This is a genomic window from Longibacter salinarum (assembly GCF_002554795.1).
In the GTDB taxonomy this organism is placed as follows: Bacteria; Bacteroidota; Rhodothermia; order Rhodothermales; family Salinibacteraceae; genus Longibacter; species Longibacter salinarum.
In genome coordinates, this window is record NZ_PDEQ01000003.1 from 387,411 (window position 1) to 400,493 (window position 13,083).

Genomic DNA, 13,083 nt, shown 5'->3' on the forward strand with positions numbered 1-13,083 from the left:
AGAGCGGGGCGCTGTCGTAGCGTCCCGCTTTTTCTATGTTCTCAGCACATCGTGGTCTATTACTACGGTCGCTGCTCCACGAGGATAAAGTCAGAGTACGGCGGTAGACGATCAGTGTAATTGAGCCGCGAGTGGATCGAAGGAAGATCGACGGTGCTGACAGGAGGGCAGGGGCACGGCTGACGATGCGTCGCCCGAGGAGCGTCAGAGTGGCGGGAATCCGCATGCCGTCACGTTTGATGATGCAGCGGCGAAGGAGAAGCTCCGTTTTGCGAGGGGATCCTGTAACGACCCCGAAATGGCTCAGAATCGCGATCGCATGGCACCTGCTTTGTGCTACCTACCATTCCATTTGATAAACGCGTGAGCGCATGATTTCGGCGATGAAATCGTATTGCTGTATCAGACCGCATTTACGCATCTGGGATGAGGTAGGTAGCGCATCGTCCCACTTGCTGTTGTATCGTCGCTGATTTTCGCACTCTCACTATTCCCGATTTCGATCAACCGAACGGACGCTGACATGAGTGCAACAACCACTGAACGCCGAACGACCGATACCGCCACGACCGATTCATTCGGTGAGCCGTGGCGCCCGCAGTCGATGATCGAAGACAACCCAGTCGGACTGCCGGAGGAAGCGGCTGAGAAGCTGATCCCCAAACTCGATGAGATCCAGTGCACGCTCTGGACGTTGTATCATCAGTATCACAAGCATCACTGGCTCGTGGAAGGACCTCAGTTCCGCGACCTGCACCTGTTCCTCGAAGAGAACTACGAGGAGGTGCACAAATACACCGACCGCATCGCGGAACGAATCACCGCGCTGGGGGGCATCCCGACGAGTGCTCCGGCCAATCAGGCTGAGCTATCCCACGTCGAACACGAGCCCGAGGGAACGTACCGCATTCGCAAAAGCCTTGAGCACGACCTCGCAGCCGAGCGTACGCTGGCCATTCTGGTTCGGGAAACGATCGACACTGCGCTGGAACTGAAAGACCACGGTACGAAGCGGCATCTCGAGCGCCTTCTGACGGCGACGGAGGATCGTGCGCATCATATCGAACACTACCTCGGCGAGGATACACTCGACACCGGTATTCTCAGCGAAGGATAAAATCTGCAGCCCATTTCGATCACAAAGACCCGTCCGGACTCCATCCGGGCGGGTTTTTATTGTAAAGACCACCATTCGGGCATCAAATGACCGGTTACTCGCCGCGTCACACGGGCTTAAGATTGGCTGCGGCAGAGGGCGGTCACCACGCATCAAACAAAGTCATCACGTAGGTTATGGAACGTCCGTGACGGGGGAAGCGTGGATAACGAGCCGCAAACGAACGGCGGAAGCACCAGCGACCGTCGATCTGCGATCCACGAGGTCACGAAAAGGAAGCCTGCCCTTATGAAGCGTTTAGTCGTCGTCGAGTCGCCGACGAAAGCACGTACGATCCGAAATTTTCTCCCACGCGACGGCTATCAGATTGAGGCCAGCATGGGACATATCCGCGATCTCCCGGCATCTGCGAAGGAAATTCCGAAGGATGTGAAGGGGGAAGATTGGGCCCGCCTTGGCGTAAAGATCGAAGACGGTTTCGAGCCGCTGTACATCGTCCCGTCCCGTAAAAAAGATGTCGTCAAGCAACTGCGCGACGCCATTTCTGATGCCGACGAACTCTACATCGCGACGGATGAAGACCGCGAAGGGGAGTCGATCGGATGGCACCTGGTGAAGGTGCTCGATCCGGATATTCCGGTGCGCCGCATGGTCTTCCACGAAATTACGAATGAGGCCATCCAGCGGGCGCTCACAGAGACGCGGGATATCGACATCGACCTCGTCGAAGCGCAGGAAACGCGGCGCATTCTGGATCGGCTGGTCGGGTACACGATTTCGCCGCTCCTCTGGCGCAAGATCAAGCCGAAGCTGTCGGCCGGCCGCGTGCAGAGCGTGGCGGTGCGTGTTCTCGTGATGCGTGAGAAAGAGCGCGTGACCTTCGTTCCGTCGGAATACTGGGACCTGAAGGCCCAAATGTCCAAGTCCGGTCTCGACTTCGAGTCGGAGATGACTCACCTCGGTGGTGTTCGTCTCGCTTCGGGTCGCGACTTCGATCCGGACACCGGCCGCCTGAAGGATGGTATTACGGAAGGGGAGGACGTTCTCCTCATGGACGAGATCCAGGCGACGGCGCTGGCGGAGCAACTGCCAGCGGAGACGTGGCGCGTTGCAGACGTGAAGACGCGCGACCGCACGAAGTCGCCGTACGCTCCGTTCATTACCTCCACCCTCCAGCAGGAGGCGAACCGAAAGCTCGGTCTGTCGTCGAGCCGGACGATGAGCATTGCCCAGAAGCTGTACGAGAACGGGCACATCACCTACATGCGTACCGACTCGACCAACCTGTCGAAGGAGGCGATTCAGGGCGCGCGCAAGGCGGTCGTCGATCGGTATGGAAGCGACTATCTGAACGACGACGTCCGAGAGTATAGCTCGGCGAAGAGTGCGCAGGAGGCCCACGAGGCGATTCGTCCCGCGGGTTCCGAAATGAAAACGCGCAAGGATCTGGGGCTCTCCGGGATGGCCGGGCGCCTGTACGATCTGATCTGGAAGCGTACCGTGGCGACGCAGATGGCTGAAGCCAAGATCCGGTACACCAATGTGTACTTTGAAGCCGGCGAAGGAGACGAAGCCGCCCGCTTCCGCGCATCCGGCAAGGAAATCGTTTTCCCGGGCTTCTTCCGCGCATACGTCGAGGGATCGGATGATCCGGAGGCCGATCTGGAAGATCGCGAGCGTCCACTACCGAGCTTCAACGTGGGAGAAACGTCGGAGCCGAGCGGCGATGGCGCCCCGGATTCCGTCTTTAATGTCGACGACATCGAGCCGATCGGCCATGAGACGAAGCCGCCATCGCGCTATACGGAGGCGACGCTCGTCAAGAAACTGGAGGAGGAAGGCATCGGCCGTCCATCCACCTACGCGTCTATTATCGACACCATCCAGAAGCGCGGATACGTGCGAAAGGAAGGATCGGCTCTCGTCCCAACGTTCACGGCGTTCGCGACGAATAACCTGATGGAGAAGCAGTTCGAGCGGCTGGTGGACACCCACTTTACCGCCGAGATGGAGGACGCCCTTGATGACATTGCTCGCGGTGCGCAGGACCCAGATCCGTATCTGAAGTCCTTCTACCTTGGCGACGAAGGCATCGAGCCGCGCGTTGAGAAGGGAATGGACGAGATTGATCCGAAGCAGATTTCGGAGATCTCGTTTCCGAAGCAGTGGGGCGACTACGTCGTGCGCGTCGGCAAGTACGGTCCGTACGTTGAGGGGCCCCTGGAGGATGGATCGGACGATACCGCCACGGCATCGCTTCCGGAAGATCTCGCGCCTGGTGATACCTCGAAGGACAAACTGAAGGACATCCTGGAGGAGGCCAATAAGGGGGACCAGGTGCTCGGCATTCACCCCGAGGCCGATATGCCGGTGATCCTGAAGTCGGGACCCTACGGCCCGTACATTCAGCTCGGCGATGATGACCAGAAGGGCAAGCCGAAGCGCGTATCGCTACCGCCGGGAGTTTCGCCGGAAGATGTCGACTTTGAGCTTGGCAAGAAGATCATCAACCTGCCTCGCGTTATCGGAGAGCACCCGGAGACCGGGAAAGAGATTGACGCGGCCATCGGGCGGTACGGTCCGTACGTCCGGCACAAGAAGAAAGGGAAGTTTACCTACGCCTCGCTTAAAGACAGCGACAATGTTCTCGACGTCGGGCTCGATCGAGCGCTCGAACTCATCGAGGAGAAAGAGGCGAAAAACAAACCGCAGCGCGTCCTGGGCGACCACCCGGAGACCGGCGAGCCCGTGGAGCTATGGAAAGGCCGCTACGGCCCGTACGTCAAGCACAAAGGCACCAATGCCTCGCTGAAAGACGGCCAGACGATTGAGGATCTGGAAATGGATGAGGCGATCGAGCTGCTAGATGCCAAGTCCAAGAAAAAGGGCAAGAAGAAAAAGAAGAAGGGTAAGAAAGCCTGACGCTTCGTCGCCAGGGCTGATATCAAGCGCCGTCTTCCAACTCGGAGGACGGCGCTTTTTTGTATGAAAGTGTGGACGTATTAACGTGTGCCGCAAAACGACGTCGACAGAGCCGGACCACGGAAACGTTCACGAACAAAACCAGCGTCACACGGCCGTGCGACGCTGTTAGGCTTGGTATCTCTGCATTCTGCCCGCCGACCCTGCCCACTTTCAAACCTCGACACGTCCTACCTTCAAACCCAAACCTTACCGTCCGATGCCTTCCTCGCCCTCCTGGAGCGAGTAGAGAATATTGAGGTAGCTCTCGTACCGACGTGCGTGGATTTCGCCACGGTCGACGGCATCCTTGACGGCACATCCCGGTTCGTGATCGTGCGTGCAGTCCTGAAACTTGCAGTCGTCAAGGTAGGGGACGAACTCGACGAAGAAATGTGCGAGATCGGCTGGGTGCAACTCTAAAATGCCGAACTCGCGAATGCCCGGCGTGTCGACGATGAAGCCGCCGCCGGAAATCGGGTGAAGCTCGGCGAACGTCGTGGTGTGCTTTCCTTTCTCCGTTTTCTCGCTCACCTCCCCGGTTTCGACATCGAGTCCTGGCTCGATCGCGTTTAAAAGACTCGACTTTCCGGCCCCGGACGGTCCCGCAACGACGCTAATCTTGTTCTCTAGACGGTCGCGTAGGTCCTCAATCCCCGTTTCTTCCGTCGCACTCGTTCGAAGTACCGGATACCCGAGCTCGTCATACATCTCAGCGATGTCTTCAATTTCCTCTGCATCCGCTTCGTCGAGCAGATCGATTTTGTTCAGGATGATCCCGGCGGGGACGTCGAACATGTCCGCCGAGATTAGAAATCGATCGATGAAGCCGGGATTGAGTTTGGGCATGCGGACCGCCTGTACCGCCCACGCGAAATCGACATTTGCGACAATAACATGCTCCTGGCCCGCTCGGCGACCCGCGGCGCGGCGGCTCAGCTTGGTCTCGCGCTCGTGAATGTCGATAATGAAGCCCGTGTCGTCGTCCTCGTTTATTCGGATCGTCACACGGTCACCGACGGCCACGGGGTTTGTCTGATCGGCCTCCTGCTGCTCCAGCCGGAATTTTCCTCGCACCCGAGATGGGATGGTGCGATCGCCGACCTGCACCTCGTACCAGCTACCCGTAGATCGCGTTACGACACCGTCGAGCAGGTTCGGTGCATCCGTGGATGCGTCGTCGGTTCGAGGGCTGGAAGAGGAGGTTGCGTCGCTCATTAAAGCATCGACGAAAGAAAGGAAAACGGAGCGAGAAACAGTCTGTCGACGTGCTACGTCTAGTCGGTGAAACGGCGGGAGACTTCGAAGACCGCATCGAGGCCATACGCGATCGGTGTGTCGACGCGATCGGCTCGTTGCCGCAGCAGTACATTCCGCGTGTACAGCACGCATACGACGCTCTCTAGATCCAATCTGACGGATCCATGACTACATCAGGCTCCTCGCACTCTTCTCCTCACGAACACGAGTCCCATCACTCCGAAGATGACGCTCACGAGACCTCGTCCACGCGCGACGATTCGTATCGGCGCATGCGAGACGAATTTGACGGCATGGGCATCGAGAAGCAGGCGACATTTCTTGTTGATGCTACGGTGTCGTTGCTTGCACGGGGCATCGAGTCAGCCGGGCGCGCAATCGCTTCCGAAATAGACAAGGCGACGAAGAAACGACGCGAAAAGGCAAATACGTCGACGGGCACGGGCGAGCAGGGGACGGCCCCGGGCAGCGAACCTGGATCCCCATCGTCCCGTTCACCAGGAGCATCTGACGCTTCTGATCCGTTGTCGGCCCCCAATGCTCCGGATCCGGGGGACGAACCTCCGCATAAACAGTCGTCCGGGCCGGAAGCGGGACCGGACCAAGGTCCCGGCTCGAACTAGTCGACCGAATCGCAGCTAACCATCGCCTGACGTTATGGCTTCCGACCGCTCCGAAAACCGCGTCCGGTTCAGCAACCTGAACTGGCTCGGAAAGACCGTCTACGCCGGTGCCTCCGTGCTCCGCGTGGCGGCAAAGGCCATTGATAAAACCGCGGATCGTGTAAACCAGATCGCTGAGGAGTCCCGTGAGGCATACCTTCGCGAGGTGGATCCCAATATCGAAGACGCGAAGGTCATCGAAGAGACGCCGCGCGAGACGCAACGCCGGTCCTGAGTGCTACCCGTCGCCTTCGACCGTTACGAGTCCGGTTGAGCCGGAAAAACGAAAACGCCCCGACTGCCGCCAATAGGCCAGTCGGGGCGTCCGTTTGTTCGATCGAGGTCGTCCGGCCATCATGCCCCGGGCGAACCTCGTCTCAAGACCGATTCGTCAGTTGACGGATGGTTCGTCCATCACGCCACTTCGGTTGTTTTGCTGGATGATCTGTTTCTCTGACTCCGGAAGGGCGAAAAACTCGGCCGGATCCTCGATCTGTTCGTCTTCGAGGACGAGATCGATGACCTGGTCCACACGCTCAACGTACGTCACGTCGATGCCATCGAGCGCTTCACCCGTAATTTCCTTCACATCCTTCTCATTTTTCTTCGGAAGGATCACCTGGTTGATTCCCGCACGCTTAGCGGCGAGAACCTTCTCTTTGATGCCACCGACCGGAAGCACCAGGCCCCGCAACGTGATTTCACCGGTCATGGCGACGGTGTGCTTCACGCGACGCTGCGTATATGCAGACACCAGGGCGGAAATCATCGTGATTCCGGCAGATGGACCATCTTTCGGGACGGCGCCAGCGGGGACGTGAACATGCAGGTCCCAGTACCGGAACGCGTCCTGAGGGATGCCGAGTTCGTCGGAGCGGGCTTTCACGTATGAAAGCGCAGCCTGGCCCGACTCCTTCATAACATCGCCGAGCTGGCCGGTGAGCGTCATGCGTCCCTGGCCTTTCGAGAGCGACGCCTCGATGAAGAGGATATCGCCACCGGTTGGCGTCCAGGCGAGGCCCGTTGCCACGCCGGGGACCTCGGTCCGTTCGGCCACTTCGGAGAAGTACTTGCGAGCCCCGAGATATTCCTCGAGGTCGTCGTCATGGATGTCCGCCGTCACGGCGTCGTCCGTAGCGACTTTCTTGGCGACGCCTCGGGTTACGGCTCCGATCGTGCGTTCGAGCTGTCGGACCCCCGACTCTCGCGTGTAGCCGTCGATCATCAGGCTGATCGCATCGTCTTCGAACTTGATTTTTTCGTCGTTCAGACCGTTTCGTTCGACTTGACGCGGGACGAGATACTGTTTCGCAATCTGCAGCTTCTCGTTTTGCGTGTAGCCCGTGATCTCGATCATCTCCATCCGGTCGCGGAGCGGAGCCGGAATACGATCGACGTAGTTCGCGGTCGCGACGAAGAGGACCTTCGACAGATCGTAGTCGAGCTCGAGGTAGTGGTCGTTGAACTGGTCGTTCTGCTCCGGATCCAGCACCTCGAGAAGAGCGGACGATGGATCGCCGCGGAAGCCGGAGTCCAGCTTGTCGACCTCATCGAGCATGAACACCGGGTTGTTGGTGCCCGCTTTCTTCAGGCCTTGCAGAACGCGACCGGGGAGGGCGCCCACGTACGTGCGACGGTGTCCGCGGATTTCGGCTTCGTCCCGGACGCCGCCCAGGCTCATGCGAACGAACTCGCGGTCGAGGGCCCGCGCGATGCTCTGGCCGAGACTTGTCTTACCGACACCGGGCGGTCCATGAAGGCATAGAATCGGCGCCTTCATGTCGCCCTTGAGCTTCAGCACCGCGAGATACTCAAGAATGCGTTCCTTGACATCCTCAAGGCCGTAGTGATCCTCGTCCAGCACGGTTTCGGCGTGCGAGATGTCGAGCTGATCCTCTGAGTACGTATTCCACGGAAGGTCGAGAATCCAGTCGACGTAGTTGCGGGTGACGGCATAATCGGGGGCCGCCGGATTCGTGCGGGCGAGGCGGTCGAGCTCGCGATTAAGGGTTTCTCGCGCCTCTTCCGGGAGGTCTTTTTTGCGGGCCCGTTTCCGCAACTCCTGAATCTCAGCATCGCCTTCCCCGTCGCCGAGCTCTTCCTGAATCGCCTTCAGTTGCTGACGAAGAAGGTATTCGCGCTGCTGCTCGTCAACGTCGGAGCGGACACGCGTCCGAATCTCTTCAGAAAGCTCCAGCACCTGCAGTTCTTCCTGCAGTTGCTTTAAAACGAGATCGGCCCGTTCCACGAGGTCGCTCGCACTCAGGATGTCCTGCTTGCGGCTCACGTCCGCCTGCAGGTTCGATGCGATAAAGTGAATCAGGAACGCCGGCGATTCGATGTTCTCGATCGCGTCGGCTGCTTCGCTGGGCAGGTTCGGCGCCTTGTGGACGATCTGGATGGCCAACTCCTTGATCGACCGGATGCGGGCCTGGATCTCAACGTCCTCCGAGTCGGCGCTGGATTCCAGCGCATTGACCTTCGCACGGAAGTACGGCTCCTGCTGCGTGTACTCTTCGACCGCAATACGCCGTTTCCCCTGGATCACGATGGAGCGCGATCCATCGGGCATCTTGATCAGCTTCAGGATCTCAGCGACCGTCCCAACCGGATACAGATCACCCGGATCGGGCTTGTCGATGTCAGCCGATTTTTGCGCTACGACACCGATCAGCCGGTCGTCCTCGAAGGCCTCACGGACGAGCTGGAGGGAAGCGTCCCGACCGACCGTGATGGGCAGGACGACACCAGGAAACAGGACCGTATTGCGAAGGACGAGGATCGGAAGTTCATCCGGGACCTCCGACTGCTTCATTTTCACTTCTTCGTCGGGCGTCGGCAGCGGAATCTGCTGCTCCAGATCGTTCGGCCCCTCATCATCATCGAGCAAGTCGAACAGTTCGTTCTCGTTCATATACCAGTTTTCCAATCACAATCAGGAATTTTAAGGGAACCGGTCGGGTTGTCCAGTAACTATCGAAAGGACGAAAACCCGTCGCGGGTCATCTCTCGCCTCAGATGAATACCAATCAGGCAGATGATGTGCACCGGGTGCTCGGCGTGATCGTTCCGGCGATATCGGAGGCATCCGTCATCCTTCACCGGATCTGTCCATCTGACATCGTGTATGGGGCGGAGACGAAAACACGAAACCACATTTCAGAGGCGAGTAGAGGTCAAGAATCAAGCCATCCCAAGAATACCAAGTTATTCTGACAACGTGGCAGAATGTATCAGCGGCGCGCGGAAACGATGAGGCGAATGACGGGTTCGTCGACCACGCTGTAGGGCGGCTTCGATCGACACACGTGGTGTAGTCGGTCAAGAAATGAGCTGCCGGATGATGGGCCCGATTCTGTTCTTCGTTGCCAAACCTCTCTCTATGCAAATTCTCGATATCGTTCGTGGTGCGCTCAACGGTGCGGGGGTGACCGCCCTTCTTCTCGGTGCGCTCCGAATTCTCGATATCTGGCAGGCTCCGGTTGAGCCGTGGATCCTCCTGGCCGTGGCCGGTGCCTTTTTCGTCGCAGGCGCGTTTATCCCGGCTCAAGATACGCGGCCCGCGGAGAGCAATGAAACGATGGGTGACGCGGGTGAGTCATCGTCCGATCCGCTGGCCGAGTCGCTTGCCCAGGCGGCGGAAGCGCTGTCCTCCCGCGGTACATCCGATCTTGGCACGCTGCTTTCGGATATGGGTCCGGTATTGCTCGACGACGAGTTTGTCTATCTGACCGTGCCGGACGATCCCGAGGAGTGGCCGGATGCACTCACGCAGGCAGAGCCTATCGGGACCTTTCGAGAGGAGGAGGGAGAGTCGTGGATCGTGGCACGAAGCGTAGCCGACGAGGCGGAGATGACGTACGATGTCGTCTTCCGCGGTATTACACTTTCTGTGCACTCAAGCCTGACTGCCATCGGCTTCCTGGCTGTTCTGACGTTTGCTCTATCCGAGCAGGGAATTGCCGTGAATGTCGTTTCGGCAACGTACCACGATCACCTGTTCGTGCCAAAAGAGCGAGTGCGCGAAACGATGGCTGTCTTGAAGGGCCTTCAGGCAGGCGGATCAGAGATTCAGAAGGACGTAGAGCAGGCGTAGAGGTGGCTCCGAGAGTGAGAACATCCATCGCCCGTGAGATTCGACTATCAAATCGCCCCATCGAAGAAGTCCGTCAGGTCGTCGCGGTACGAGCGACTCAGTTTTCGCTCCGTCCCGTCCTCCAGGACGACGATGAATTCGCTGTTTCCGTACGGACGCAATTCTTCGATCCGGCGCGTGTTCACGATTGTCGATCGGTGAATCCGTAAAAAGTCGTCTGGAAGCCGCTTCGTCATCTCCGCCATCGTCTCGCGAAGCAGGTGCACAGTGCCGCTGCTGTACAGCCGAACGTAATCGCCGGCGGCCTCCACCCAATCGATTGCTTCTGCCTGCACGAATCGGATTCGACCGCCCGATTTGATGACGAACCGGTGGTCTTCAGACATTTCGGCTTCGCTCAGCAGTGCGGCGAGGCGCTCGGTCATATCCTCGCGGTCGGTTCCCACGCGCTCCCGGCACCGCTTGATCGCTTCGACGAGTCGGTCGTTGTCGATGGGTTTTAGCAAATAGTCCAGTGCGTGCACTTCAAACGCACGGAGCGCGTGTTCGTCGTAGGCGGTAACGAAAATAACGGGTGGCATCGCTGATGCTCCGATCGTTTCGATCACGTCGAAGCCGTCGAGGCCGGGCATCTGGATGTCAAGGAGAACAAGGTCGGGCGAAAGCGACCGGATCGACGCGACCGCGTGTCGGCCGGAGTCGCACTCTCCGACAATCTGAACGCGAGGGATGCGGTTGAGGCGCGTGCGGAGTCCCCGTCGGGCAAGCTCTTCGTCATCTACAATCAGCGTTGCAAGCGGGCGCGGTGGCATAAAGCTGAGGGAACGTAGGGAAAGGGCGATGCGAACAGTAGCTCAAGTCAGCGTCGGCGGGTTGCGTGTGCTTGTTTGATCTGTATGCAAAGGAGAAGCGACGGGCGCGGTCTCCGTGCGGAGTGGGATGTCTATGGAAACGATGCATCCACCTCCGTCCGATGGCGCTATTTCGAACCGGTGGTTCCCATGGTAAAGGGCGTCCAGCCGGGCACGCGTATTCGACAACCCAATGCCCTCTTTCAGCTTCATACTTTCATTGAAGCCGCGTCCATCATCCTCGACCCGGAGAAGTAGGCGCTGTCCGGCCCGCCGGGCTGACACCCGGACCGTTCCACCCTCTTCGTTCGCCGCGATTCCGTGGCGAATGGCGTTCTCAACGAGGGGCTGAAGAAGGAGCGTAGGGACGCATGCGGACATCGTATCCGCATCCACGTCGATGGTCGTAGACAGGCGGTCCCCGAACCGAATCTGCTCGATCTCGAGATAGCGACGCGTGAAGTCGATTTCTTCTACCAATGGCGCCTCTGGTGCGGCGTCGTTCTCGAGCGTGAGGCGGAGGAAGTCGCTAAGCCGGGCGATCATGCGCTCGGCGTCTGAGCTGCGACCTTCTGCCACGAGGGTCGAGATCGCATTCATTGTGTTGAACAGAAAATGCGGATTCAACTGGTACCGTAGCGCCTGAAGTTCGGCTCGATGCGCGTGCCCTTCAGCCCGGATCGCACGCTCCCGTTCTGCTTCCATATCGCGGTAGTACTTGATGCCAAAGTACAGGACGCTCCACGCCAGCATGATGAACGTGTAGAAGAGGGCGCCGCTGAAGATCGAAGCGAAAGAAGGAAGATAGAAATCTTGGCCGGCGATCGACGCACGAATCACGCGGGCACCTATCTTAAAAAGTCCGCTCCAGATGACCGTGGCGACGTACGAGACGACCGCTGCAATCGATATCAGGGCGGGGATTGGGATCGTGCGCTCGTACAGGTACTGGTAGAAGGGGCGGAGACCGAGCGCCACGAGGCCACCGGACATCCCGAACCACATTTTGGCGAGAAGCGTGATGTATGGGTCGTCCACATGCGCAACAACGCCGAACCACATCGACAGCCCTATGGCAAGCCAGCCAAGCACGTGGAACGTCCAGAAGGAGGTAAGGACGCGGTGTGATGGCTTGGGAAATGAGGACTCCATGACGAGCACATGAGGAGGAACGGTCCGAGACATAATTTCAAGATGCCCGCTGCTGCATGTTCTGTCAACCGAACTTCTGGATGTAGCGTGGACGTTGCGACAAGCCGATGCCTCTGTACGATGAGTCGTTTCGGAGCGAGCGAATGTGGATCTCATGCAGATCGCATTCATGTCGCGAACGGTTCTTCTAGGCCATCGTAACGTCACGTCCGACCCGTTAGAGCATATTTGAGACGATGACTGAGACCGCTCTGTCCGATAGCGACGTACTATATGACGACGAGGCTCTGCTCGTCGTAAATAAGCCGGCAGGTTTGTTGTCGCAGGCAGATCATACTGGAGATGTGGATCTGGTTACCGCCGCGAAGCGCTGGTTGCGAGACGCTCGCGACGCAGGATCAGACCCGTTTGTGGGGCTGGTCCATCGTCTCGACCGCCCGGCGTCTGGCGTCATGGTTCTGGCGCGAACGTCGGATGCGGCGCGCGATCTGAGCAATCAATTCCAGGACCGGCTGGTCGAAAAGCGCTATCTCGCCATCGTCGAAGGTCGAATGACCGGCATGGGAACGTGTACGGACTATATCGCGAAAATCGATCGCGAGCCGACCCTGGTGGGGCCAGATCATCCCGAAGGCAAACGTGCCATTCTTCGTTGGCAAACACTGGCGCCGGGCGATTCTGTCTCGGTCGTCCAGGTGCAACTTGAAACGGGACGCCCGCATCAGATCCGTCTTCAGCTCTCGAATGAAGGCCACCCCATTCTCGGCGACTTCCGACACGGGGGGAGTCGCGAACTCGATGGAAAAAATCTCGCGCTGCACCAGGTCCTTCTTCGTGTTGAGCACCCGGACACGTATCGCATGATGACCTGGGCGGTGTCGCCACCCGCATCGTGGAACCACGTGCTAAGTTCTGATCAAGCCGCTGCCATTCGAGCCGCTGTGCAGCGCCGTTAGTCGAGTGTCGGCGAGCGGATGCAAGAGC

The 13,083-nt window shown here is 58.8% G+C and carries 11 protein-coding genes; 7 read left to right on the top strand and 4 right to left on the bottom strand.

The features are described 5' to 3' along the window. The first annotated feature begins 523 nt into the window (after nt 1-523). Complete coding sequence (locus CRI94_RS07915) at nt 524-1,117, top strand: Dps family protein (RefSeq protein WP_245846119.1); 594 nt, start codon at nt 524-526, stop codon at nt 1,115-1,117. Between the two features lie 288 nt (nt 1,118-1,405). Further along, nucleotides 1,406-4,039: a type I DNA topoisomerase gene (topA, locus tag CRI94_RS07920; RefSeq protein WP_098075259.1), complete on the top strand. Its 2,634-nt coding sequence runs from the start codon at nt 1,406-1,408 to the stop codon at nt 4,037-4,039. 249 nt (nt 4,040-4,288) lie between these two features. Here topA and rsgA read toward each other — a convergent pair whose 3' ends face one another. Next, nucleotides 4,289-5,296 (bottom strand): ribosome small subunit-dependent GTPase A, encoded by a 1,008-nt coding sequence (rsgA, locus tag CRI94_RS07925; RefSeq protein ID WP_098075133.1) that lies wholly within the window; start codon nt 5,294-5,296, stop codon nt 4,289-4,291. A gap of 50 nt (nt 5,297-5,346) precedes the next feature. On the opposite strand from rsgA, the gene CRI94_RS17655 reads away from it, so the two are divergent. From CRI94_RS17655 to CRI94_RS07935, 3 genes are read left to right on the top strand one after another with little or no spacing between them, the layout of a single operon-like run. After that, nucleotides 5,347-5,484, top strand: coding sequence for a hypothetical protein (locus CRI94_RS17655; RefSeq protein WP_179862204.1), 138 nt, complete (start codon nt 5,347-5,349; stop codon nt 5,482-5,484). Between the two features lie 18 nt (nt 5,485-5,502). After that, nucleotides 5,503-5,961 carry a hypothetical protein gene (locus tag CRI94_RS07930; RefSeq protein ID WP_143815338.1) on the top strand — a complete coding sequence of 153 codons (459 nt, stop codon included), beginning with the start codon at nt 5,503-5,505 and terminating at the stop codon, nt 5,959-5,961. A gap of 34 nt (nt 5,962-5,995) precedes the next feature. Further along, nucleotides 5,996-6,235, top strand: a complete 240-nt coding sequence (locus tag CRI94_RS07935) for a hypothetical protein (protein WP_098075135.1) — start codon at nt 5,996-5,998, stop codon at nt 6,233-6,235. A 156-nt stretch (nt 6,236-6,391) separates the two neighbouring features. Here CRI94_RS07935 and lon read toward each other — a convergent pair whose 3' ends face one another. Next, nucleotides 6,392-8,914 (bottom strand): endopeptidase La, encoded by a 2,523-nt coding sequence (gene lon, locus CRI94_RS07940; RefSeq protein WP_098075136.1) that lies wholly within the window; start codon nt 8,912-8,914, stop codon nt 6,392-6,394. Nucleotides 8,915-9,382: 468 nt separating this feature from the next. On the opposite strand from lon, the gene CRI94_RS07950 reads away from it, so the two are divergent. Beyond that, nucleotides 9,383-10,096 carry an ACT domain-containing protein gene (locus tag CRI94_RS07950; RefSeq protein WP_218919364.1) on the top strand — a complete coding sequence of 238 codons (714 nt, stop codon included), beginning with the start codon at nt 9,383-9,385 and terminating at the stop codon, nt 10,094-10,096. 47 nt (nt 10,097-10,143) lie between these two features. Here the strand turns inward: CRI94_RS07950 and CRI94_RS07955 are convergent, their stop codons facing one another. Next, nucleotides 10,144-10,908 (bottom strand): LytR/AlgR family response regulator transcription factor, encoded by a 765-nt coding sequence (locus tag CRI94_RS07955; RefSeq protein ID WP_098075138.1) that lies wholly within the window; start codon nt 10,906-10,908, stop codon nt 10,144-10,146. 42 nt (nt 10,909-10,950) lie between these two features. Beyond that, the gene (locus CRI94_RS07960; protein WP_179862205.1) at nt 10,951-12,132 is read right to left on the bottom strand and encodes a sensor histidine kinase; all 1,182 of its coding nucleotides are present in this window, start codon (nt 12,130-12,132) and stop codon (nt 10,951-10,953) included. A gap of 203 nt (nt 12,133-12,335) precedes the next feature. Between CRI94_RS07960 and CRI94_RS07965 the strand changes: the two genes are divergently transcribed. Next, complete coding sequence (locus tag CRI94_RS07965) at nt 12,336-13,055, top strand: RluA family pseudouridine synthase (RefSeq protein WP_098075140.1); 720 nt, start codon at nt 12,336-12,338, stop codon at nt 13,053-13,055. The last annotated feature ends 28 nt before the right edge of the window (nt 13,056-13,083 follow it).

Bases quoted from the DNA above. Each gene is read 5' to 3' on its own strand.
- CRI94_RS07915 (WP_245846119.1), top strand. From the start codon at position 524: ATGAGTGCAACAACCACTGAACGCCGAACGACCGATACCGCCACGACC.
- CRI94_RS07930 (WP_143815338.1), top strand. From the start codon at position 5,503: ATGACTACATCAGGCTCCTCGCACTCTTCTCCTCACGAACACGAGTCC.
- CRI94_RS07950 (WP_218919364.1), top strand. From the start codon at position 9,383: ATGCAAATTCTCGATATCGTTCGTGGTGCGCTCAACGGTGCGGGGGTG.
- CRI94_RS07960 (WP_179862205.1), bottom strand. From the start codon at position 12,132: ATGTCTCGGACCGTTCCTCCTCATGTGCTCGTCATGGAGTCCTCATTT.
- CRI94_RS07955 (WP_098075138.1), bottom strand. From the start codon at position 10,908: ATGCCACCGCGCCCGCTTGCAACGCTGATTGTAGATGACGAAGAGCTT.
- CRI94_RS07965 (WP_098075140.1), top strand. From the start codon at position 12,336: ATGACTGAGACCGCTCTGTCCGATAGCGACGTACTATATGACGACGAG.
- topA (WP_098075259.1), top strand. From the start codon at position 1,406: ATGAAGCGTTTAGTCGTCGTCGAGTCGCCGACGAAAGCACGTACGATC.
- CRI94_RS07935 (WP_098075135.1), top strand. From the start codon at position 5,996: ATGGCTTCCGACCGCTCCGAAAACCGCGTCCGGTTCAGCAACCTGAAC.
- rsgA (WP_098075133.1), bottom strand. From the start codon at position 5,296: ATGAGCGACGCAACCTCCTCTTCCAGCCCTCGAACCGACGACGCATCC.
- lon (WP_098075136.1), bottom strand. From the start codon at position 8,914: ATGAACGAGAACGAACTGTTCGACTTGCTCGATGATGATGAGGGGCCG.